Source organism: Streptomyces sp. NBC_00009, from assembly GCF_045040855.1.
Taxonomy (GTDB): Bacteria; Actinomycetota; Actinomycetes; order Streptomycetales; family Streptomycetaceae; genus Streptomyces; species Streptomyces aureus.
Map to the genome: position 1 here is coordinate 4,819,958 of NZ_CP108312.1, position 22,167 is coordinate 4,842,124.

Genomic DNA, 22,167 nt, shown 5'->3' on the forward strand with positions numbered 1-22,167 from the left:
CATGACCGCATCGACCTCCACGACCGCCCCGCGCACGGGCCGCGACCTCTTCCTCGTCGCCAACACCGTCGACGAACTGGGCGGAGTCACCGCCTGGACCCACCAGATGGCCCGCCTCTTCCAGGGCGCGGGCCACCGCGTGCACGTCATCGGCGTCCACGAGGCAGAGCTCAAACTCGCCCTCCCCGCCGACCTCGGCTACGAGGTGACCAGCCTCTACCCCGCCCACCCCCCGACCCCGCGCCCCGTGCGCGGCCTCAGCCGCCTCAGCCCCGCCGCGCACCGCCGCGAAGCCCGGCGCCTCGCGGACCGCGGGCGCGCCGTCGCCCGCCTCTCGGAGCTCTTCCGCGCCGCCCGCCCCGGCGCCGTCGCCGTCGTCACCCAGGTGTGGCCCATGGAGTGGCTGCGCGAGGCGGACACCGCGGGCCTGCGGATCATCGGCATGAGCCACGAGTCGTACGCCTACACGCGGGCCTGCCACCGCTACCGCTGGGTCAGGCGGAACTACCCGTCCGCCGACCGCTGGCTCGCCCTCACCCAGGAGGACGCCGACGACTGGATCGCCGACGGCATGCACAACGTCGGCGCCATGCCGAACGCCCTCGCCCACCTCCCGGAGATCCCCTCGCCGCGCACCGCGAAGGTCGTGTGCAGCATCGGCCGCCTCGCCGACCAGAAGGGCATCGACATGCTCGTCGACACCTGGGCCGAGGTCGCCCCGCACCGGCCCGACTGGACCCTGCGGATCTACGGCGCCGGATCCGACGAACCGGACCTGCGGCGCCAGTGCACCGAGCTGGGCCTCGACCGGTCCGTGCGGTGGATGGGCCGCACGGACGACGTGGCGGGCGCGCTCGCCGGGAGCGCCGTGTTCGTCCAGTCGTCGCGCGGCGAGGGCTTCCCCCTCGCGCTGATGGAGGCCATGGCGAGCGCCGTGCCGTGCGCTGCGTTCGACTGCGCGCCCGGGGTGCGGGAGATCGTGCGCGACGGCGAGGACGGGCTCCTCGCACCCCCCGGCGACACCGCGGCGCTCGCCGACCGCCTCCTGCGCCTCACCGGCAACCCGCGGCTGCGGGACGCCATGGGGGAGCGGGCCAGGGGCAATGTGCAGCGGTTCTCCGAGGAGCGCGTCCTGGAACGCTGGGAGGAGCTGTTCGCCCTGCTGGAGCGGTGAGGCCCGGGCCCGCGCCTTCCGTGCTCAGGCGCGCGGGCCGACCCGCTCACCCGCGGGCTCCGGGCGCGGCCCGGCGAGCGGCACCTCGCGCACGGACCGCGCCGCCGCCTTCTCGTACTCGCCGAGCACGACGTGCCGCACGACCCGCTCGGCCGCCCGCCCGTCGTCGTACGGGCAGAACCGCCGGCGGAACGCGGCCCGCAGCTGCGCCGAGCGAGAGCCGCGCCAGTGCCCCGTCGCGAAGATGTCGATCAGCTCGTCCTCGCTGCGGGCGACGGCGCCGGGCGGGGACAAGCGCAGGTCGAAGTACGTGCCCCGCGACGCCTCGTACGCCTCCCAGTCGTCGGCGTGGATCACGATGGGCCGGTCGAGGTTGGCGTAGTCGAACATCAGGGACGAGTAGTCGGTGACGAGGGCGTCCGCCGCCAGGCACAGCGACTCGACGCTCGCGTGGCCGGAGACGTCGATGAGGCGGCCGGCGCTCTGCGCGAGAGGCGCCGGGTGAAGCGGGTGGGCGCGGGTCAGGACGACGAAGTCCGTGCCGAGCCGGCGCAGCACCCGCTGCAGGTCGAGGGCGCAGGACTGGGTGCGGCGGTAGTCGCGGTGGGTCGGCGCGTACAGGATCGCCGTCGCGCCCTCCGGGATGCCGAGGCTCTCGCGGACACGGGCCACGTCCCGCGAACTCGCCCGGTGGAAGGCGTCGTTGCGCGGATACCCGTACTCCAGCGTCGTGTACGCGGACGGGTAGACGCGCTCCCACACGAGGGTGGAGTGCCGGTTGGCGGACAGGACGTAGTCCCAGGTGTCGACGGAGCGCAGGAGCCGGCCGAAGTCCTGGCCGCGGGCCGCCGCCGGATGGTCCTGGAGGTCGAGGCCCATCTTCTTCAGGGGTGTGCCGTGCTGGGTCTGGATCACGACCTGGCCGGGGCGCTTGACCAGCCTGTGGTCGAAGTCGACGTTGTTGACCAGGTACTTGGAACGGGCCAGCGCCGTCCAGTAGGCGGCGGTCCCGGGGCTCAGGGCGCGGGTGCCGGACGGCAGGGTGTGGTGGTGCTCGGGCTCGGCGATCCACGCGGTGGCGACGTGCGGCGCGTACGTGCGGAACGCGGTTTCCAGGGCGCCCGGGTTGCAGCCGTGGCCGCGCCCCCAGTAGCTGGAGAACACGGCACGGTCCGCACGCACCGGGAGCCGCAGCTGGACGCGGTAGTGCGCCTGGAGGGCGGCCGCCCGGGCCGCGCGCCGCAGCCGGCCCGCGAGCCCCCGGACCCGCCGCACGCAGCGCATCGCCGCGGCCAGCGACCGGTACGTGCGGTGCGAGCCGAGCCGCACCAGGCCGTGCCGGAGCCGGTCGCGGGCTGCGACGGGTGCGCCGGGGACGCGGTAACGCCGGTAGTGCGCGCGGGCCCTGCGCAGGAAGTCGGGGCGGGAGCCGCGCGGCAGCCGGTCCGGATTCGTGAACACCGTGGCGAAGTGCTCGACCATCCGCCGGAACAGCAACGGGCGCCACGCGTCCGCGAGTTCGGGGTGTGCGTCGAGGAACGCGAAGACCCGTTCGTACTGGTCGAAGACGTCGAAGTGGGCGCGGGACGTGGTGCCCAGGATGTTGCCCCGGCGGCGCTGGCGGTAGTGGACGCAGACCCGGTCGAGGGTGGCGATCGTCCGCGCCGACATCAGGACCGGATAGGTCCAGGGAGTGTCCTCGTAGTAGCCGGGCGGGAAGACGAAGCCCTGCTCCTCGATGAAGGCACGCCGGTACGCCTTGTTCCAGGCCACCATGAGGAGTTGGAGGATCTCGGGCCGGTCGACGAGGGCGAACGGTGCCGGTCCGTCCTGAGTGAGACGGTCCGCGTACTGGTTGCGCACGGCCTCGCCCGTCCAGTACGTGCGGGCGTAGTCGTAGACCAGGACGTCGGGGTGGCCGGTCGCCTCGATACGGTCCGTGATCGCCTGGAGCGCGCCCGGCGTGAGGGTGTCGTCGCTGTCGAGGAAGAGGACGTAGTCGCCGGTGGCGTGTTCGAGACCGGCGTTGCGGGCCCGGCCCAGCCCCACGTTCTCCCGCAGACGCACCGTCCGCACCCGCTCGTCCCGCGCCGCGAACTCGTCGGCGATCGCCCCGCTCGCGTCCGGCGAGCAGTCGTCGACCGCGATCACCTCAAGATCGGAACACGACTGTTCCAGGACGGATTCGAGGCACGCGTGCAGGTAGGCCTGCACCTTGTAGACGGGGACGATGACACTGAACCGGGGCAAGACGCATCCATGGGTCGGCACGGGCAGACTGCCCGGCAACGGCCGATGGAGTGATCCGGTTACGCCAGTTGTGGCATACGGGGGACCTCGGTAGCCGAAGAGGGGCGAACCGTGACCGGTCCGCCCCTCAATTCGCCTGCGGATGCGGCTATTTCACCGCCCCTGCCATCACACCGGACACGAACTGCCGCTGGAAGGCGAAGAACACGGCCAGCGGGATCACCATGGAGATGAAGGCGCCGGGCGCCAGGATCTCGATGTTCCCGCTGAACTGCCGCACCTGCTGCTGGAGTGCGACCGTCAGCGGCTGCGAGCCGGAGTCGGAGAAGATCAGCGCGACCAGCATGTCGTTCCACACCCACAGGAACTGGAAGATGCCGAGCGACGCGATGGCCGGTCCGCCGAGCGGCAGGACCACCGTCGCGAAGAGCCGCGCCTCTCCCGCACCGTCGAGCCGCGCCGCCTCCAGGAGTTCACGGGGGATCTCCGCGAAGAAGTTGCGCAGCAGGAAGATCGCGAACGGCAGCCCGAAGCCGACGTGGAACAGGATGACGCCGATGATGCTGCCGAAGATGCCGATCTTCCCGAAGAGTTCGGAGAGCGGGATCAGCGCCACCTGCACCGGCACCACCAGCAGCCCGACGACCGCCATGAACCAGCCGTCGCGGCCCTTGAAGTCCATGCAGGCGAAGGCGTATCCGGCCATCGACCCGATGATCACGACGAGGAGCGTCGCCGGGACCGTGATCCAGATCGTGTTGAACAGGGCGTGGGTGATCTCGTCCTTCTCCAGGAGCGACTGATAGCTCTTGGTCGTCAGCTGGGCCGGGGCGGTGAAGACCTTCCACCAGCCCGACGCGGCGATGTCCGTCGGATCGCGGAACGAGGAGACAAGGAGGCCGAAGGTCGGCACCAGCCAGAACAGGCCGACCACGAGCAGGAAGGCGCGCAGCGCACCGCCCGCCGCGCCGCTCGCGATCCGGGCGGCGAGCGAACGCTTGGCGCGCACGGACGTGTCGAGTGCGGTCACCGCTGACGCTCCTTCCGCAACCGGCGGATGTTGACCCACATCACCGGGAGGACGAGCAGCAGGAGCAGCACGCCGATGGCGCTGCCCGCGCCGAAGTTCCCCTGGCCGCCGAACGCGGACAGGAACAGCTGGAGGGCCAGGACGTTGGCGTCGTCCTGGGACGGCTGCGGGGCGATGATGTAGATCAGGTCGAAGATCTTCATCACGTTGATCATCAGCGTGACCAGGACGACGGTGAGGACCGGCGCGAGCAGCGGCACGGTGACCTTGCGGAACACCTGCCACTCGTTCGCCCCGTCGACGCGCGCGGCCTCCAGGAGGTTACGGTCGATGCCCGCGAGCCCGGCGGCGATCAGGACCATCGCGAAGCCCGCCCACATCCAGGCGTACGCGCCGATGATCGACGGTGTCACCAGGGCCGGGCCGAGCCACTCGACGCCGTTGTAGGCGGTCGCGAAGTTCGAGCCCGGCAGGCGGAGTTGGGCGCCGTCCGCCGCCTTGGGCAGAGTGAAGGTGCCGTCGGCGCCGCTGGTGGTGGACGCGACGACCTTGCCGCCTCGTACCGCCTCCACCTTGACGCCCTTCAGGGCCTTCTCGCCCGCGTCGACGGCGCCCTTCGTGCCGCCTCCGCCGAGCTTGAAGTCCAGCCAGACCGTGCCCGTGACCTTGTCGCCCCCGGCCGTTGCAGGCTTGGCGTTCTGCGGGCTGCCGGGCACCTTGTCGGGCGCGATGCCGACCAGCGGCAGGAACGCCGGGGTGCCGGCCTGCGCGGTCTGCTTCGTCGTGAACGACCCGCCGCCGGACGCCTTGAGGTCACTGCCGATGGCGGGGCGCGCCTTCGGGTAGACGGAGGCGTCGGTGAACGCGTCGTGCACGGACGTGACGATCGCGTTGGCCGCGCCCTGGTTCGGGTCCTGCTCGTAGACCAGGCGGAAGATGATGCCCGCCGCCAGCATCGAGATCGCCATCGGCATGAAGACGATCAGCTTGAACGCCGTGCCCCAGCGCACCCGTTCGGTCAGCACGGCGAAGATCAGGCCGAGCGCCGTGCACAGGGCCGGCGCCACGGCCACCCAGATCGCCGTGTTCCTGACCGCGATCAGCGTCTGGTCGTCGCGGAAGATGTCGACGTAGTTGTCGACGCCGACGAAGTGGGAGCCGCCGGAGTCGTAGAGGCTGCGCCAGACCGAGTACCCGATCGGGTAGACCACGAGCGCGCCGAGAAGGACGAGCGCGGGCAGCAGAAACAGCGCCGCCACCCACGGCCGGGTCCCGATTACGCTCTTGCGCGGTGTCGCGGACGGCGCCGGCGGCAGTGCGCCGGCGCCTCCCTTCGCCACGGAGGACGACATACCGCGCCGTCAGCCGTTCTTGTACGCCTTGGCGGCGTCGGCCTCGAGTTGGCGCTGGGTCCCGGCGACGTCCTTCGGGTTCTTCAGGAAGTCCTGGAGGCCCTTCCACTCACCGACGCCCTGCGTGCCGCCGAACGCCGCGGGCGCCTGGTCGGACATGTCGAAGCGGAAGTCGTCGCCCGCCGCGAGCAGCGCCTTCGCGATGTCCCGGGTCACCGCGTCCTTGTACTTGGAGGTGTCCATCTCCTTGTTGGGGGAGATGTAGCCGCCCTGCGCCGCCCAGATCTCGGCCGCGTCGGTCGAGGAGAGGAACGTGACGAGGGCCTGGGCGCCCTTGCCGCCCTTGAGCGCCACGGCCACGTCGCCGCCGCTGACCACGGGGGCCTTGTCGCCGACCGCGGGGAACGGGAAGACCTTGGCGTCCGTGCCGACCTTGGCCTTGGTGTCCGCGTTGATGTTGGCGGTCACGAAGTCGCCCTCGTAGACCATCGCGGCGGGGGTGTCACCGGAGAACGTCTGCGTGACGGACTTCGGGAACTCCGTGCCGAGCGCGCCCTTGCGGCCGCCCGCGATCAGGTCGTCCTTGCCCCACAGCTGGGCGAGCGTGGTCAGCGCCTCCTTCACGGAGGGGTCCGTCCACTTGATCTTGTGGGTGGCGAGCTGGTCGTACTTCTCCGGGCCCGCCTGGGAGAGGTAGATGTTCTCGAACCAGTCGGTGAGCGTCCAGCCGTCCGCGCCGCCGATGGAGACCGCGGGGGAGCCCGCGTCGGACAGGGTCTGCGCGGTGGACAGGAAGTCGTCCCACGTCTTCGGGGTCTTGGAGATCCCGGCCGCCTCGAACGCGGCCGTGTTGTACCAGACCAGCGACTTGTTGGCGGCCTTCACATAGACGCCGTACTGCTTGCCCTTGTACGCCCCGAGGTTCTTCCACCCGGCCGAGAAGTTCTTGTCGACCTGGGCCTGCGCCTCGCTGCCCAGCGGCTTGATCCAGCCCTTGTCGGCGAACTGGTGCAGCACGCCGACCTGCGGCAGGAACGCCACGTCCGGCGGCTTGCCGCCCTCGATCTTCGTACTGAGGAACGTGGCGGTGTTGTTGCCCGTCGGCACGAAGTTGACCTTGGCGCCGGTGCGCTTCTCGAACTCCTTGAGGACCTTGGTGAAGTTGTCCTGCTCCGGCCCGGTCCAGACGGCCGCGACCTCCAGGGTCTGCCCGTCGAGCTTGGGCAGCTTGACGGAGGCGCTGCTGCTCTCGCCGCCGCTCTTGTCCTTGCCGCCCTTGTCCTTGCCGTCCCCGCCGCCGCAGGCGGTCAGCGTCAGCGCGAGGGCGCCCGCGGTCAGAGCTGCCGCTGCGGCTTTCGCGGCCCCGGACGTCCTGGACGCCCTTGTTGTCGTGCGTGTACGAATGCTGCGCATCGCTGCCCCGTTCTCGTCCCGAACGCTGAACTTACGCACCGAACGCTGAACGTACGTATGTGCGCTGTCCCGTGGCGTCTGGTTCTACGCCCGGCCGGGGACACCCGGCAAGGGCGCCTGCAGTGTCAGCTCCAAGATCGTGACGGGGTCGTGATGTCGGCCTTGAACATGGGGAGTTGGGAATTCTCGGGCCGTCCCGCCGGGCGTGCCGTCACAGAAGGGACGGCACCTCCCGTGCCGCGACGGAACGAGCGGCCCGCTCCAACGCGCTGGCCAGCAGAGCGAGATCGGTCGGCCCGTTCCCCAACTCCCTCACGGGGCGCCGGGTCGGCGGGTCGCCCATCCGCGTCCAGTCGAGCGGCACCACCGTGGGCCGCTGTGTGGCCGTACGGGGGATGCGCCCCGTGACCCGGCCCGCCTGGAACGCCAGCTCGCGTCCGTCGGCGCCGGAGAGCCGGCCGCGGCCGGGCGCCGGATCGTCGGGACCGGCCGACGGGGCGTCGAGCGCGACCCGAAGCGCCACACCCCACGCCGGCTCGGAACCGGACGCGCGGGCCGCGACCAGATGCACCCCGAGCCGCTCGCCGTCCCGGACGACGGCCTCCAGAGCCCGTACGACGGATCCCGCGGCGGGCCGCCCCGGCGAGCCGAGCGGCGGCGAGAGCAGCGCGTCCAGGTCGTCCACCAGGACGACCAGCCGGGGCAGGGGCGGCGCCGGATCGGCCTCCTTGCGGGCGGCGGCGGGCCGCAGGCGCATGGTCGAGCTGGGCGGCGCCTCCAGGTCCCCGGCGCCCTGGTCGGATGTGCGGGGCGGCGCGGGGCGCTGGGAGACCATCCGGCCCGACACCTCGCGCTGGGTGTGCCACTCGGCGAAGTGCTGCCGCCCGAGCAGCTCGGCGCGGCGCTTCAGCTCGGCGGCGAGCGACTGGGCGAACTCCCGCATACGCACCGGGTCGTTGGCCGCCAGATGGGTCGTGACGTGCGGCAGGTCCGTGCAGACGCGCAGTCCGTCGCCCCGGTCGGCGCCGCCCGTGCCGTCCCGGCCGTCGACGAGGACGAGCCCGAGCCGGTCCGGCCGCTCGGCCGCCGCGAGCGAGGCGCCGATCGAGCGCAGCAGCTCCGTACGGCCGCTGCCCGCAGGGCCCTCGATCAGGAGATGGGGGCCCTCCGCGGCCAGGTCCACGACGACCGGGCCGCGCGGCCCGGCACCGAGCACGGCCCAGGCGCGCCCGCCGAGCGCCTCCGTGTCGTCCCCGGCGGCGGCCCAGCGGGCCATCAGGGATGCGGGCGTGGCCCGCGCGAGCCCCAACTCGTCCAGGAGGCGGGCGATTTGGGGCAGGGGGGCCGAGACCCGGGGGTGCGGCTCGCTCGGGCCGCTGTCGGTGCGCAAGGGGGCGAGGGCCCGCGCGAAGCGCTCGGCCCAGGCCGCCGACACCGCGTCGATCGCGGCGACCGTGCCGTGCCCGACGACCTGGCCGTGGGACGTCCGCAACAGCCGCAGCGCTGTCGCCACGTCCCCGCTGAGCAGCGCGACGGCGCCGCACGACTTGAACGCGGGCGACACGGCGCACGCCATCTCGTAGGTCTGGGTGACCGGCGACGCGGGCGAGGACGCGGGGGCCTCGGCGAGACAGATGACGTGGATCCCGGCCCGGCCCCCTTCCGTCGCGAGCCGCACGGTGGCCTCGCGCAGCCCGGCCGACCCCGGGTCCCCGTCGACGACGAGAACGGTCAGCGGGCCGGTCCAGCGGTGCCCGGCGCCGGGTCCCTGCGTCGTCCCGGGCGGCCAGGTCTCCTCCGCGGCGGGGTGCCCGGCGGCGTACTCCGACGCGCGCCCGTCCCGGTCCGTGGTGGGCCTGAAATCCCCGCGGCCGTCCGCCACGGCGTCGGACCGGCCTCCCGCGCCCTCGTGCCCGTACGGCCCGGGCGCGGTCATACGGCCACCGCGCTCCCCGGCGTCGGCAGCTTCACCCGAACGGGACCTCGGCACCATGGGCCCGAAGCCGGCCTGCTGCTGCCCCGCGCGGGCGGCCGCCGTCCCGGCGTCGGGGCGGCGCGACTCATCGGCGATGTGGTCGTCGAGGCGGCGCAGGAGCTCGCCCGTGCGGGCCACCGCCTGCTCGCGGTCGTACGCCAGGAGGAGCCGGCAGTCCTGGCCGTGCGCGGGACGCAGATGGGGGAGCCAGCCGAGCCAGGACCACTCGGCCGCGCGGTCCTGCACGCCGCGCGACCGGTCCGTACTGACCAGGACGATCTCCAGCACGTCCGGCGAGTGCAGCGCCGCGAGCTGCGCGACGACGGAACGGGCCACGCCCGACAGCCGCGCCCGCGGCCCGGCGAGACCGAGCGCGCCCGCCTCCCGCAGCCCCGCCGTCACCGGCACGCCGGGCAGCAGCCCCGTGCGGTCCGGGGACGTCCGGTCGTCCGTGCCCAGCCGCACCGCGAGCGCCTCGGGGTGCTCGGGGCCGCGCTCCCAGAGCCGGGGCCCCGGGCCGAGCGCGGTGAGCAGCAGCGCGGCGGCGTCGGGCCACGCCTCGGAGGATCCCCTGGAGGAGGGGGAGGCGGGCGCGAAGGTCTCGGGGAGGTGCGGCGGCTCGCCGTCGTAGGCCCCGCTGTCGTACGGGGACACGTCCTCGCCCGTGCGTCCGCCGGCCAGGCGCCGAGCCCAGGCGCCGAGCCCGCCGCGCCTGCGCTGCTCGCGCGGCATGGGTGTCCCGCGCGCGGGGGTGATGGTCGGCGTGCTCTCGACGGCGGGCGGCCCGCCCTGCTCGGGCACCACGGGGCCGGAACCGGCGGCGAGCGCGGCGGGCCCGTACGCGTGCCGGGTCTCGCCCGCGAGAGCGGGATCGGCGGAGGGGTCTTCGGAGGCGCCCGCGTCCGGGGCCGTCACGCGCACGTGGCCCTCGCCGTCGGGCGCCGTCCGCAGTACGGGCCCCGGGGAACCTGAGAAACCGGTGAAAGTCGAGGAACCCGCGGCACCCTCGGGGGCCAGCCGCAGAGTGGACTCGCCGAGGCGCAGGAGGGCGCCGGGGGCGAGCCGGGCGGGACGGTCCCCGACGGGGTTGCCGTCGACCGTCGTCCCGTTCGTCGAGCCCAGATCCGTGACCGTCACACGGCCGTCGGTGCCGAGTGTCACAGCGCAGTGCATCCGGGACACATCGGGGTCGTCGAGGGCGACGTCGGCGTCCGCGGAGCGGCCCACGCGGATCTCGCCGCCGTGCAGCAGATGCACACCGCCCGCGTCGGGCCCCGCCACCACATGGAGCTGCGCCGCGGCGCCCTCGATCTCGGGACCCGGCTCGGCGGGAACGCCCAGGGACAGCACGGCCCCGTCGGTCAGTGGCGGCTCGCCCAGCGTGCACCGCTGCCCGTCGAGCCGCTCGGGTCCCGCGTAGAGAATCGCCGTGCCCTCACCGCCTGCGACGGCCGCCACCAGGGCGGAGGCCACCGCGGCGAGCGCGGTGCCCGCCGGGGCGGTGACCAGCACGTCGCACGACGCCGCGCGGCCTTGCGGGTCGGGGCGCGTCCCCAGGGGGTCTACGACGGTCAGCCGGATCTGCATCGCGTCAGCGGTCCCTTCTGCGCGGGCGCCCGGGAAGGGGCTGCACCGCGGTCACCCACCGCAGATCCCCCACCGCACAACGGGCACGTAGGCCAGTACGAGAGGCATCCTCGCACTTGCCACCGACAACACGCCCGTCGGCCACCCGTAAGTGATCTTGATTGGTCGGCTCTGCCCGCAAAAGTGCCTGCATGATGCCGCTTGGGACCGCTCACGCCCTTGCCGGCGGCAACCAACAGCCCACCCCGAGCGTCTTTCCGTCGAACGCGGCTCCGGCGGGCGGGGAGTCGTGGAAGATCAACAGACAGTGGGTTGTTCGACGGCACTACAGTGGGTCGGAGCACCCAAGAACGAGCAAGACCAAGCAGTACGCCAGTACGCAGCAAGCAGGGAGCGCATGACGTGCGGCCGGTAGGCAGTAAATACCTGCTCGAGGAGCCGCTCGGACGCGGCGCCACGGGCACCGTCTGGCGGGCCCGCCAGCGGGAGACCGCGGGGGCCGAGGCGGCCGTCGCCGGGCAGCCCGGTGAGACCGTGGCGATCAAGGTCCTCAAGGAGGAGCTCGCCAACGACGCGGATGTCGTGATGCGCTTCCTGCGCGAGCGCTCCGTGCTGCTCCGCCTGACGCACCCGAACATCGTGCGCACCCGCGACCTGGTCGTCGAGGGCGAGCTCCTCGCCCTCGTCATGGACCTGGTCGACGGTCCCGACCTGCACCGCTACCTCCGCGAGAACGGCCCCTTCTCCCCGGTGGCCGCGTCCCTGCTGACCGCCCAGGTCGCGGACGCGCTCGCGGCGAGCCACGCGGACGGCGTCGTGCACCGCGACCTGAAGCCGGCGAACGTCCTGCTGAAGCAGGACGGCGGTGAGATGCACCCGATGCTCACCGACTTCGGCATCGCCCGCCTCGCCGACTCCCCGGGCCTGACCCGCACCCACGAGTTCGTCGGCACGCCCGCGTACGTCGCGCCGGAGTCCGCCGAGGGCCGCCCGCAGACCAGCGCGGTGGACATCTACGGCGCCGGAATCCTGCTGTACGAGCTGGTCACGGGCCGGCCGCCGTTCTCCGGGGGCTCCGCGCTCGAGGTCCTGCACCAGCACCTGAGCGCCGAACCGCGCCGCCCGTCCACGGTGCCCGACCCGCTGTGGACGGTCATAGAGCGCTGCCTGCGCAAGAACCCCGAGGAGCGCCCCAGCGCCGAGAACCTCGCCCGCGGCCTGCGTGCCGTCGCCGAGGGCATCGGCGTGCACGCGAACTCCGCGCAGATCGCGGCCGCCGAGGGCGTCGGCGCCCTCCTCATGCCGGACCCGGCGCCCGCCCAGGTGCCCGGCGCGGCAGACCCGACGCAGGTCCTGCCCAGTAACGCGGGCTCGTACGACCCGAACGCGGCGACGAGCGTCATGCAGTCCACCGGCATGGGTGACGCCGACCCCACCTCGGTCCTGCCGAACGGGGGCGCGGCCGACCCGACGGCCGTCATGCCGCCGGTCCCGCCGCACCAACCGGGCGCGAACCCGGACGACCCGCACCCCTGGCAGAACCAGATGCGGGCGGCCCGCGACCGCAACGAGCAGACGCAGGTCCAGTACCTGGACCCGAACGACGACCCGCTGCGCCGCCGGCCGCAGCGCCAGCAGGGGCACCCGCAGCAGCAGCCCCAGCAGCAGTACGCGCCCCAGCAGCCCCGCCGGCAGCAGCCGCAGCAGCAGCCGCCCCAGCGGTACGCGCCGCAGCCCCAGCAGCAGCAGTACGCGCCGCCGCAGCAGCCCCGCCAGCCGCAGCCGCAGGCGCCGCAGCGTGAGCCGCGGCAGCCGAGGCAGCGCAGCGCGAACCGGATGAAGATCCCGGGGCTCGGCTGCCTCAAGGGCTGCCTCTTCATGATCGTCATGTTGTTCGTGGTGAGCTGGCTCGTCTGGGAGTTCACCCCGCTCCAGGACTGGATCGGCACGGGCAAGGGTTACTGGGCCCAGCTGTCGGACTGGTTCGACACGGTCACCGGCTGGATCGGTGACCTGGGCAGCGGAGGCTCGGGCAGCGGGGGCTCCGGCAACTGAACCGAGCCCCGCACGCCCGGCGTTGGGCGTGATGTTGGAGATTTATCGACTTCCGGAGGGTGATTTCCCCCGCGGATGTGATGGTTGGCGTCCGAGCCGCGTAGCTTGGGCGCCAACACGCGTCTGTAGGAGCAGTCTTGGCACGGAAGATCGGCAGCCGGTACACCGCGAACCAGATCCTGGGACGCGGCAGCGCCGGCACGGTGTGGCTGGGCGAGGGACCCGAGGGGCCCGTCGCCATCAAGCTGTTGCGTGAGGACCTGGCCTCCGACCAGGAGCTCGTGGGCCGCTTCGTCCAGGAGCGCACGGCCCTGCTCAGCCTCGACCACCCGCGCGTGGTCGGCGTCCGTGACCTGGTGGTCGACGGGAACGACCTGGCCCTGGTCATGGACCTCGTACGGGGCACCGACCTGCGCACCCGGCTCGACCGTGAGCGGCGCCTGGCCCCCGAGGCCGCGGTCGCCATCGTCGCGGACATCGCGGACGGGCTCGCCGCCGCGCACGCCGCCGGGATCGTGCACCGCGACGTGAAGCCGGAGAACGTCCTCCTGGACATGCAGGGCCCCCTCGGCCCCGGCGGCTCCCACCCGGCGCTCCTGACCGACTTCGGCGTCGCCAAGCTCATCGACTCCCCGCGCCGCACCCGCGCCACGAAGATCATCGGCACCCCGGACTACCTCGCCCCCGAACTCATCGAGGGCCTCCCGCCGCGCGCCGCCGTCGACATCTACGCCCTGGCGACGGTCCTGTACGAGCTGCTCGCCGGGTTCACGCCCTTCGGCGGCGGCCACCCCGGCGCGATCCTGCGCCGGCATGTCACGGAGACGGTCGTCCCGCTCCCGGGCATCCCCGACGAGCTGTGGCAGCTCCTCGTCCAGTGCCTGGCGAAGGCGCCTGCGTCCCGTCTGCGCGCCTCCGAGCTGGCGTCCCGTCTGCGCGAGCAGCTGCCCCAGCTCGCCGGGATGGCGCCCCTGGACGTGGACGAGCCGGACACCGAGCCCGACCCGGAGCCGGAGGCCGCCCCGGCCGCCCCCGAGGCGCCCGCCGCCCGCCGCGGCGCCGTCCCGCTGGTCCCCGGCGCGACCCCGGCCGACTCGAACAGGGACACGCACACGTCGATGCGTGTCCCGGCCCCCGACGAGCTGGCGGGCGGCGCCCGCGGCACCGCCCGCGCCCCTCGCGCGGCCGGAGCGCCCCGCCCCGGCTCGGCCCGCCACCGCGCCTCCGCCCGGCGCCGGAGGATCACGCTCGGCGTGGCCGGAGCCGTCCTGGTGGTGGCGGCCGGCATCGGCACGTGGGCGGCCGTGGGCGGCGACGACGCGGACGCGACGCCGGGCAAGAACCCCGGGCAGTCGGCTCCCGCCTCTCCCTGAGGCGGCCCGGCAGGCCCCCGGACCCGGCCCCGCGGCCACCAGGACCGGAGCACTTGCCCCAGCCGTTACGCTGGTGTCGTGGCAGTCGTCGACGTTTCCGAAGAGCTCAAGTCCCTCTCCTCGACCATGGAGTCGATCGAGGCCGTCCTGGACCTCGACAAGCTGAGGGCAGATATCGCCGTGCTCGAGGAGCAGGCGGCCGCGCCGTCCCTGTGGGACGACCCCGACGCGGCACAGAAGATCACCAGCAAGCTGAGCCACCTCCAGGCCGAGGTGCGCAAGGCGGAGACCCTGCGCGGCAGGATCGACGACCTGAGCGTGCTCTTCGAGATGGCCGAGGAGGAGGACGACCCGGACACCCGTGCCGAGGCCGAGTCCGAGCTGACCTCCGTCAAGAAGGCGCTGGACGAGATGGAGGTCCGCACCCTCCTGTCCGGTGAGTACGACTCCCGCGAGGCGCTGGTCAACATCCGCGCCGAGGCGGGCGGCGTCGACGCCGCGGACTTCGCCGAGCAGCTCCAGCGCATGTACCTGCGCTGGGCCGAGCGCCACGGCTACAAGACCGAGGTCTACGAGACGTCGTACGCGGAAGAGGCCGGCATCAAGTCGACCACCTTCGCCGTGCAGATCCCGTACGCGTACGGGACGCTCTCGGTCGAGCAGGGCACGCACCGCCTGGTGCGTATCTCGCCCTTCGACAACCAGGGCCGCCGCCAGACGTCCTTCGCGGGCGTCGAGATCCTCCCGGTCGTCGAGACGACCGACCACATCGACATCGACGAGTCCGAGCTGCGCGTCGACGTGTACCGCTCCTCGGGCCCCGGCGGCCAGGGCGTGAACACGACGGACTCCGCGGTCCGTCTGACCCACCTGCCGACCGGCATCGTCGTCTCCTGTCAGAACGAGCGCTCGCAGATCCAGAACAAGGCGACCGCGATGAACGTCCTGCAGGCGAAGCTCCTCGAGCGCCAGCGCCAGGAGGAGCGGGCCAAGATGGACGCCCTCAAGGACGGCGGCAGCTCGTGGGGCAACCAGATGCGTTCGTACGTCCTGCACCCGTACCAGATGGTCAAGGACCTCCGTACGGAATTCGAGGTCGGTAATCCGCAGGCGGTGCTCGACGGCGAGATCGACGGATTCCTCGAAGCGGGAATTCGCTGGCGCAAGCAGCAGGAGAAGTAGCCTCCCGCCTTTTCCAGCTTTGTCGACAAGGCAACTGCCGCCCACCGGGCGGCAGTTGCCTTTTACGTCACAGTCACATGACCTTACGACGGCCAACTCCCCAGATTTCGGGCATCGCGTACGCAACGACCTTGACGCTGACATGAAAACTGGGAAGGCTGACGCGCGGCATGCGTATCAGTGGGACGTGTGTGCACCGGGGGACGGGCCAGCAGTCGCCGACTACCCCCGGGCGGCCCCCGTCCCGCGCGCTGCTCCATCAACGATTAGCTACTGGGGGTAGCAGGCAGATGACCAAGAAGACGCGGATCCGTGTCGCGCGGATAGCAGCCGGTGCGGTGATCGCAGCCGGTGCGTCGCTGACCGCCGCGGGCGCCGCTTCGGCCCTCGACATCAATGTTGACCTTCCCGGCGTCGGTGCGAACGTGCACGCGGGCGACGACGGCGTCGGCGCCGGTGTCGCGATCGGCGGCGAAGAGGACCCGACCCCTCCGACCGAGGAGCCGCCGACCTCGTTGCCGCCGACGGACGAGCCGCCGACGGAGGAGCCTCCCACCGTGGAGCCCCCGACGGACCCGACCGACGAGCCCACCGAGCCGACCGAGGACCCGACCACGCCGGGCAACGGCGGCGGTAACGGTGGTGGCAACGGCGGCGGTCACCACGGCGGTGGCAGCGGCAACCACGGCGGCGGGAACGGCAACACCGACCCCGACGGCGGCAACAACCCGGTCGAGCAGGGCCAGGGCAAGGACAGCCTGCAGGACACCGGCTCCGTGCCGGCCGCCCAGCCCGCCCAGAACGGCAAGTCCGGCGGTGAGCTGGCCGAGACCGGCGCCGCCGAGACCACGTTCCTGCTGATCGGCGCCGCGACGATGATCGCCGGCGGCATCGGCTTCCGCCTGCTGCCCCGCCTCGTCGGCGGCGGCCGCACGGTTGCCTAGGCAGCCGTAGGCGCGTACGTCCGCACGTAACGCAAGAAGGGCCCGGAGCGTCGCTCCGGGCCCTTCTTCGTGTCTTAGACGGTCTGGTGGGCGAGGAGCGCCACCGCCGCGATGAGCACAGCCACCAGAGCTATCAGGGCCATCGGGTGAAGACCCGCGAACGGGCTCTCCTGCTGAAGTCGCTCACGGTTCGCCCGGCATACGGGGCAGCGGCCCTCGCTCACGGGCGCCGCGCAGTTCGCGCACACCAGCCGGTCATAGGTCATGCGCTCTTCCTCCTCCCGCGCGGCGGAGCCGCCACAGCGTAATTCTCTCCGCACAACGCTCCGGGGAACGCAACCGTTCCCCCTACCACTGTGCCAGCTTCCGGGGATTTCGGCGCGCCTCCCCGGATGCTGCCCCTTTGGACCCGTTCCGTTCCCGTCAGGACCCGCCTCTGACCGGGCAATCATCGGGACAAACCGCTCAACCAAGGACGCCGACTGCGCCGCGCAGCCGGGTTCGCGTATGGTCACGCTCACCTACCCCCGACGCCCACGATGCACCGAGGCGCACCCGTGATCCGATTCGACAACGTCTCCAAGGCCTACCCCAAGCAGACCCGGCCCGCCCTCAGGGATGTGTCCCTCGAGGTCGAGCGCGGCGAATTCGTCTTCCTTGTGGGATCTTCCGGCTCCGGAAAGTCCACCTTCCTGCGGCTGGTCCTGCGCGAGGAGCGCACCAGCCACGGACAGGTGCACGTCCTGGGCAAGGACCTGGCACGACTGTCCAACTGGAAGGTGCCGCAGATGCGCCGCCAGCTCGGCACGGTCTTCCAGGACTTCCGGCTCCTGCCCAACAAGACCGTCGGCGAGAACGTCGCCTTCGCGCAGGAAGTCATCGGCAAGTCCCGTGGCGAGATCCGCAAGTCCGTGCCCCAGGTGCTCGACCTCGTCGGCCTGGGCGGCAAGGAGGACCGGATGCCCGGAGAGCTCTCCGGCGGTGAGCAGCAGCGTGTGGCCATCGCCCGCGCGTTCGTGAACCGCCCCAAGCTCCTGATCGCCGACGAGCCGACCGGCAACCTCGACCCGCAGACCTCGGTCGGCATCATGAAGCTGCTCGACCGGATCAACCGCACCGGGACGACCGTCGTGATGGCCACCCACGATCAGCAGATCGTGGACCAGATGCGTAAGCGCGTCATCGAGCTGGAGAAGGGCCGTCTCGTCCGCGACCAGTCGCGCGGCGTCTACGGCTACCAGCACTGAGCCCCGTGAGCACCAGAGCACTGAGAAAGGCCTGAGCAGACGCCATGCGCGCCCAATTCGTCCTGTCGGAGATCGGCGTCGGTCTCCGCCGAAATCTCACGATGACCTTCGCGGTCATCGTCTCGGTCGCCCTCTCGCTCGCCCTGTTCGGCGGCTCGCTGCTCATGCGTGACCAGGTGAGCACGATGAAGGGCTACTGGTACGACAAGGTCAACGTCTCGATCTTCCTGTGCAACAAGGGCGACGCCGAGTCCGACCCGAAGTGCGCCAAGGGAGAGGTCACCGACGAGCAGAAGGCCCAGATCGAATCGGACCTGGGCAAGATGCCGGTCGTCGAGAAGGTCACGCACGAGTCGGCGAAGCAGGCGTTCGAGCACTACAAGCAGCAGTTCGGCGACTCCCCGCTGGCCAGCTCCCTCACGTCCGACCAGCTCCAGGAGTCATACCGGATCAAGCTCAAGAACCCGGAGAAGTACCAGGTCGTCGCGACCGCCTTCGACGGGCGTGACGGGGTGCAGTCCGTGCAGGACCAGAAGGGCATCCTGGACAACCTCTTCGGTCTCCTCAACGGCATGAACTGGGCGGCGCTCGCCGTGATGGCGCTGATGCTCATCGTCGCGCTGATGCTGATCGTCAACACGGTGCGCGTCTCGGCGTTCAGCCGCCGCAGAGAGACCGGCATCATGCGCCTGGTCGGCGCGTCCAGCTTCTACATCCAGATGCCGTTCATCATGGAGGCCGCCGTCGCCGGAGTCATCGGCGGTGTGGTCGCCTGCGGCATGCTCCTCGTGGGCCGCTACTTCATGATCGACCACGGTCTGGCGCTCTCCGAGAAGCTGAACCTGATCAACTTCATCGGCTGGGACGCGGTCCTCGCCAAGCTTCCGCTCGTCCTCGCGATCGGCCTGCTGATGCCCGCGATTGCCGCGTTCTTCGCGTTGCGCAAGTACCTGAAGGTGTGACAAGCCTCCCCAGCGATCCAGGGCGCCGTGCGGTTCAACGAGCCGTACGGCGCTTCGCGTTGTCCTAGACTCACCGTCATGTCGGGCCCCGAGCTGTTCTCCCGGCCCCGCCGCTTCGGCCGCGGGGCGGCCCTGACATTGGTCTTCGCGAGCGTCCTCGCCACCGGCGTCGCGACGGGTTCGTGGAGCGCCGAGGACAGCAAGTCCGGGGAGCGCCTGGCCGGTTCGGCCACCGGCGGCGGACACGAGGACGTGCGGGACGCGGCCGCCGAGGCGATGGCCGACGGCAAGTCCCCCACGCAGGCCGCCGAGGAGGCCGTCAGCCGCAGCGGCGACCGCTGGGGCGCGGTCTACTCGCAGGGCGAGTACAAGGAGTTCGAGCAGGAACTCGACGGCCAGTACACGGGCGTCGGCCTCTGGGCCCGGCGTACCGCCGACGGCCGGATCGAGGTCTCCAAGGTCGGTTCCGGTTCCCCCGCGGCGCACGCGGGCGTGCGCCCCGGCGACCGGCTCCGCACCGTCGACGGCCGGCCCGTCACCGGCCGCCCCGTCACCGAGGTCGTCTCCCTGCTGCGCGGCGAGCACGCGGGGACGGCGGTCCGGCTCGGCCTGTCGCGCGGCACGCGCGCGTGGACCGAGACCCTGCGCCGGGCGAACCTCGCCACCGAGTCCGTCACCGTCTCCCGCCTCCCCGGCGGCACCGTCCTGATCAAGGTCGCCGCCTTCACCAAGGGCTCGGGTGATCGCGTACGGTCCGCCGTGCGCGACGCCCCCCGCGGCGACGGCGTCCTCCTCGACCTGCGGGGCAACTCGGGCGGCCTGGTCACGGAGGCGGTCACCGCGGCGTCGGCGTTCTTCGACGGCGGGCTCGTGGCGACGTACGACGTACGCGGACGGCAGCGCGCCCTGCACGCCGAGCGCGGCGGCGACACCTCCAGACCGGTGGTCGCGCTCGTCGACAGCGGCACGATGAGTGCGGCCGAGCTGCTCACCGGGGCCCTCCAGGACCGCGGCCGCGCGGTCGTCGTGGGCTCGAAGACCTTCGGCAAGGGCTCGGTCCAGATGCCGAGCCGGCTTCCCGACGGCTCCGTGGCCGAGCTGACCGTCGGCCACTACCGCACCCCCACCGGCCGCGGCGTCGACGGCCGGGGCATCACCCCCGACCTCGAGGCCGAGGAAGGCGCCCGGCAGCGGGCCGAGACAGTATTGAGTGGCCTCGGGGACCCCTCGTAGTGCGAAAATGACAGCACTATGTCTAAGGGAATGTTCGTACCGAAGGAATCACAGCCCAAGCAGGGCGCGTCCGGCAAGGACAAGGACGGCAAGCGCAAGATCGTCGCGCAGAACAAGAAGGCCCGGCACGACTACGCCATCGTCGACACGTACGAGGCGGGCATCGTCCTGACCGGCACCGAGGTGAAGTCGCTGCGGCAGGGCCGCGCCTCGCTGGTCGACGGCTTCGTCCAGATCGACGGGAACGAGGCGTGGCTGCACAACGCCCACATCCCCGAGTACAGCCAGGGCACCTGGACCAACCACTCCGTGCGCCGCAAGCGCAAGCTGCTCCTGCACCGCGAGGAGATCGACAAGCTGGAGTCGAAGTCCCAGGAGACCGGCCACACGATCGTGCCGCTGGCGATCTACTTCAAGGACGGCCGGGCGAAGGCGGAGATCGCGCTGGCCAAGGGCAAGAAGGAGTACGACAAGCGGCAGACGCTGCGCGAGCAGCAGGACCGCCGGGACTCGGACCGCGCCATCGCCTCGGCGAAGCGCCGGCAGCGGGCGCGGGAGCGCTGACGCCGGTCAGTCAGGAATAGGCTGGCCCCGTCGACCGTTGGTCACGTACGATGGGTGATGTCCCGCTGGTGACGGGACACATTTTGAAAAATCAACATGGGGATGATCGGTTTCGACAGCGGCTGTCGAAGCAGGGGAAGCGTGTCGAGGAAGCGACAATGATCTCGTTAACCATATGTCGCAACCAATAATCGCCACTTCTAAGAGCGATTCCCAGTCCTTCGCCCTCGCTGCCTAATAAGCAGTGAGTGAAGGACCCTAAAAGGGTGTCAGCCCGGGGATGTTCCCGACCCGGATCCTGGCATAATCTAGGGGACTAAACCATCGAGCCCGGTCACGGGGTTCGATGGGAAATCAAACAGTGACTGAGCCCGTCGGAGACTTGTTCGCGTGATCTCCGGGGCTGAGAAAATCGAAGCGAACTGCACACGGAGAAGCCCTGATTCTGCACCGTTGGACGCGGGTTCGATTCCCGCCATCTCCACAATTCCCATGTGAGGCTGAGGCCCCGCAGTCCCCGGACTGCGGGGCCTTCGTCGTGTCCGGGGGGCCGTAGGCCCGAGGAACGTGGTCGTCGACGCCCTCTTGCCGAGTTGGTCTGGACCTGTCACGCTGCCCGCGCCACCCCCTCACGTCCCGTAGGCCGTTCCCTCCCCGGAGGTCCGTATGCGCCACAGACCGGTACGCAACAGCCTGCTCGCCGTCCTGGGGCTTGTCCTCGCGCTCGTCGTTCCGCAGGCCTCGTCGGCCACGGCGGTCACCGCCGCTGCCACGCCCGCCCAGATCTACGGTGCCTGGCACTGCAGCAACGACGCCTGCGTCTGGGGCACCGTGCGCAGTGTCAGTGAGTTCGACTCGCAGAATCACTGGCTCGTTGACCGCGGCGACGGGCGGCCCTCCGTCAATCTCGTCGTCCTCAGTTTTGTGGAACCGCAGAAACTGCTGCACCGCACGAATGACGCGACCACCGCGAACGGCGTGCCCAAAGGCATGACCAAAGAGATCGTCCAGTACTTCACCTCGCGCGGAATACGCGTGATGCTGTCCATCGGCGGAATCACGTACACCGACGAATGGGATGCGGCGCTCGCCGAGAATCCGACGCAGCTCGGTCTCAACGCGGCGGCCGTCGCGAACGATCTCGGGGTCGGTATCGAGATCGACTACGAGCAGAATTCCGGTCCCGATCTCACCGGGCTGCAGTCCTTCATCGACGCCTACCGGTCCGTGCACCCTTATGACGCCTCGGGGGCCGACCCCACAGCCCGGCTCACCATCGACACCGCCGCCGGTGACCGGTGGCTGATCGACATCAACCGGAAGGCGACCGCCGACTGGCTGCGTACCGACACGCCCGTGCTCGACTACGCCAACGCCATGGTGCCCGCCCGGCAGCCCTCCACCAGTTCGGCGATCGCCAACTGGCAGGAGCACGTGGACGGGAAGCCCACCTACTCGCCCGTGGTGCCGCCCCTCGCGCCGGCCAAGTTCACCGGGTCCGTGTACATCGCCGACCAGAGCAAGTCGCTGCCCGAGTGCACCGACTTCGCGAACTCGCTGCAGAAGTCGACCGGTTCGTTCACCCAGAGCGTCGCGCCGAACGGGGCGGGGGTGAGCTCCGGGATGCTCGGCTATATGTTCTGGGCGGCCGAGCGGCCCTCCACGCGCGGCACCGGGACCGCGCCGCCCAACACCTGCGAGGGCGGCGTCGGCGGCGGGGCGACCGCGTACAGCATTCCGGTTCCGATGCCCGCCCTGCGGCAGAACTGAGCGAGACCCGGCGGTTCGGGCGCCGCGCCACGGCGCTCCGGGCCACCGGCGAGGCG

General features: G+C 71.5%; 16 protein-coding genes and 1 other RNA gene. 11 read left to right on the forward strand and 6 right to left on the reverse strand.

Annotation, left to right across the window (positions count from 1 at the left end):
* The first annotated feature begins 1 nt into the window (after position 1).
* Positions 2–1,174, forward strand: coding sequence for a glycosyltransferase (locus OHA58_RS21765; RefSeq protein WP_405480764.1), 1,173 nt, complete (start codon positions 2–4; stop codon positions 1,172–1,174).
* 24 nt (positions 1,175–1,198) lie between these two features.
* On the opposite strand, the gene OHA58_RS21770 is transcribed toward OHA58_RS21765, so the two are convergent.
* The 5 genes from OHA58_RS21770 to OHA58_RS21790 all read right to left on the reverse strand — a co-directional run bounded on the left by OHA58_RS21770 (position 1,199) and on the right by OHA58_RS21790 (position 10,781).
* On the reverse strand, positions 1,199–3,424 hold the full coding sequence (locus OHA58_RS21770) for a CDP-glycerol glycerophosphotransferase family protein (protein ID WP_405480765.1): 2,226 nt from the start codon (positions 3,422–3,424) through the stop codon (positions 1,199–1,201).
* Between the two features lie 148 nt (positions 3,425–3,572).
* Positions 3,573–4,454 (reverse strand): carbohydrate ABC transporter permease, encoded by an 882-nt coding sequence (locus OHA58_RS21775; protein ID WP_116512686.1) that lies wholly within the window; start codon positions 4,452–4,454, stop codon positions 3,573–3,575.
* Positions 4,451–5,806, reverse strand: a complete 1,356-nt coding sequence (locus tag OHA58_RS21780; protein WP_405480766.1) for a carbohydrate ABC transporter permease — start codon at positions 5,804–5,806, stop codon at positions 4,451–4,453. The genes OHA58_RS21775 and OHA58_RS21780 overlap by 4 nt, the downstream gene beginning before the upstream one ends.
* 9 nt (positions 5,807–5,815) lie before the next feature.
* Positions 5,816–7,219, reverse strand: coding sequence for an ABC transporter substrate-binding protein (locus OHA58_RS21785; protein ID WP_405480768.1), 1,404 nt, complete (start codon positions 7,217–7,219; stop codon positions 5,816–5,818).
* Positions 7,220–7,430: 211 nt separating this feature from the next.
* Positions 7,431–10,781, reverse strand: coding sequence for an FHA domain-containing protein (locus tag OHA58_RS21790; protein WP_405480769.1), 3,351 nt, complete (start codon positions 10,779–10,781; stop codon positions 7,431–7,433).
* A gap of 402 nt (positions 10,782–11,183) precedes the next feature.
* Here OHA58_RS21790 and OHA58_RS21795 point away from each other — a divergent pair, with 402 nt between their 5' ends.
* The 4 genes from OHA58_RS21795 to OHA58_RS21810 all read left to right on the forward strand — a co-directional run bounded on the left by OHA58_RS21795 (position 11,184) and on the right by OHA58_RS21810 (position 16,335).
* Positions 11,184–12,836: a protein kinase domain-containing protein gene (locus tag OHA58_RS21795; protein ID WP_405480770.1), complete on the forward strand. Its 1,653-nt coding sequence runs from the start codon at positions 11,184–11,186 to the stop codon at positions 12,834–12,836.
* Between the two features lie 137 nt (positions 12,837–12,973).
* Entirely contained in the window at positions 12,974–14,209 is a 1,236-nt protein-coding gene (locus OHA58_RS21800; RefSeq protein WP_405480771.1) for a serine/threonine-protein kinase, read from the forward strand.
* 78 nt (positions 14,210–14,287) lie between these two features.
* Entirely contained in the window at positions 14,288–15,391 is a 1,104-nt protein-coding gene (gene prfB, locus OHA58_RS21805) for a peptide chain release factor 2 (RefSeq protein WP_405480772.1), read from the forward strand.
* 290 nt (positions 15,392–15,681) lie between these two features.
* A complete protein-coding gene (locus tag OHA58_RS21810; RefSeq protein WP_405480774.1) occupies positions 15,682–16,335 on the forward strand; it encodes an LPXTG cell wall anchor domain-containing protein in 654 nt (217 codons plus the stop codon).
* A gap of 74 nt (positions 16,336–16,409) precedes the next feature.
* On the opposite strand, the gene OHA58_RS21815 is transcribed toward OHA58_RS21810, so the two are convergent.
* A complete protein-coding gene (locus OHA58_RS21815; protein WP_100593906.1) occupies positions 16,410–16,601 on the reverse strand; it encodes a hypothetical protein in 192 nt (63 codons plus the stop codon).
* Positions 16,602–16,892: 291 nt separating this feature from the next.
* Between OHA58_RS21815 and ftsE the strand changes: the two genes are divergently transcribed.
* From ftsE to OHA58_RS21845, 6 genes are all read left to right on the forward strand, one after another.
* Positions 16,893–17,582 carry a cell division ATP-binding protein FtsE gene (ftsE, locus tag OHA58_RS21820; protein ID WP_116512695.1) on the forward strand — a complete coding sequence of 230 codons (690 nt, stop codon included), beginning with the start codon at positions 16,893–16,895 and terminating at the stop codon, positions 17,580–17,582.
* A 44-nt stretch (positions 17,583–17,626) separates the two neighbouring features.
* Positions 17,627–18,544: a permease-like cell division protein FtsX gene (gene ftsX, locus OHA58_RS21825; RefSeq protein WP_405480775.1), complete on the forward strand. Its 918-nt coding sequence runs from the start codon at positions 17,627–17,629 to the stop codon at positions 18,542–18,544.
* Between the two features lie 78 nt (positions 18,545–18,622).
* Complete coding sequence (locus tag OHA58_RS21830; RefSeq protein WP_405480776.1) at positions 18,623–19,777, forward strand: S41 family peptidase; 1,155 nt, start codon at positions 18,623–18,625, stop codon at positions 19,775–19,777.
* 30 nt (positions 19,778–19,807) lie between these two features.
* Positions 19,808–20,341: an SsrA-binding protein SmpB gene (gene smpB, locus OHA58_RS21835; protein ID WP_356328691.1), complete on the forward strand. Its 534-nt coding sequence runs from the start codon at positions 19,808–19,810 to the stop codon at positions 20,339–20,341.
* A gap of 98 nt (positions 20,342–20,439) precedes the next feature.
* Positions 20,440–20,828, forward strand: a transfer-messenger RNA (tmRNA) gene (gene ssrA / locus OHA58_RS21840).
* Between the two features lie 179 nt (positions 20,829–21,007).
* Positions 21,008–22,111 carry a hypothetical protein gene (locus tag OHA58_RS21845; protein WP_405480777.1) on the forward strand — a complete coding sequence of 368 codons (1,104 nt, stop codon included), beginning with the start codon at positions 21,008–21,010 and terminating at the stop codon, positions 22,109–22,111.
* Positions 22,112–22,167: the final 56 nt, after the last annotated feature.

Bases quoted from the DNA above. Each gene is read 5' to 3' on its own strand.
- OHA58_RS21765 (WP_405480764.1), top strand. From the start codon at position 2: ATGACCGCATCGACCTCCACGACCGCCCCGCGCACGGGCCGCGACCTC.
- OHA58_RS21780 (WP_405480766.1), bottom strand. From the start codon at position 5,806: ATGTCGTCCTCCGTGGCGAAGGGAGGCGCCGGCGCACTGCCGCCGGCG.
- OHA58_RS21785 (WP_405480768.1), bottom strand. From the start codon at position 7,219: ATGCGCAGCATTCGTACACGCACGACAACAAGGGCGTCCAGGACGTCC.
- OHA58_RS21790 (WP_405480769.1), bottom strand. From the start codon at position 10,781: ATGCAGATCCGGCTGACCGTCGTAGACCCCCTGGGGACGCGCCCCGAC.
- OHA58_RS21810 (WP_405480774.1), top strand. From the start codon at position 15,682: ATGACCAAGAAGACGCGGATCCGTGTCGCGCGGATAGCAGCCGGTGCG.
- OHA58_RS21815 (WP_100593906.1), bottom strand. From the start codon at position 16,601: ATGACCTATGACCGGCTGGTGTGCGCGAACTGCGCGGCGCCCGTGAGC.
- ftsX (WP_405480775.1), top strand. From the start codon at position 17,627: ATGCGCGCCCAATTCGTCCTGTCGGAGATCGGCGTCGGTCTCCGCCGA.
- OHA58_RS21830 (WP_405480776.1), top strand. From the start codon at position 18,623: ATGTCGGGCCCCGAGCTGTTCTCCCGGCCCCGCCGCTTCGGCCGCGGG.
- smpB (WP_356328691.1), top strand. From the start codon at position 19,808: ATGTTCGTACCGAAGGAATCACAGCCCAAGCAGGGCGCGTCCGGCAAG.
- OHA58_RS21845 (WP_405480777.1), top strand. From the start codon at position 21,008: ATGCGCCACAGACCGGTACGCAACAGCCTGCTCGCCGTCCTGGGGCTT.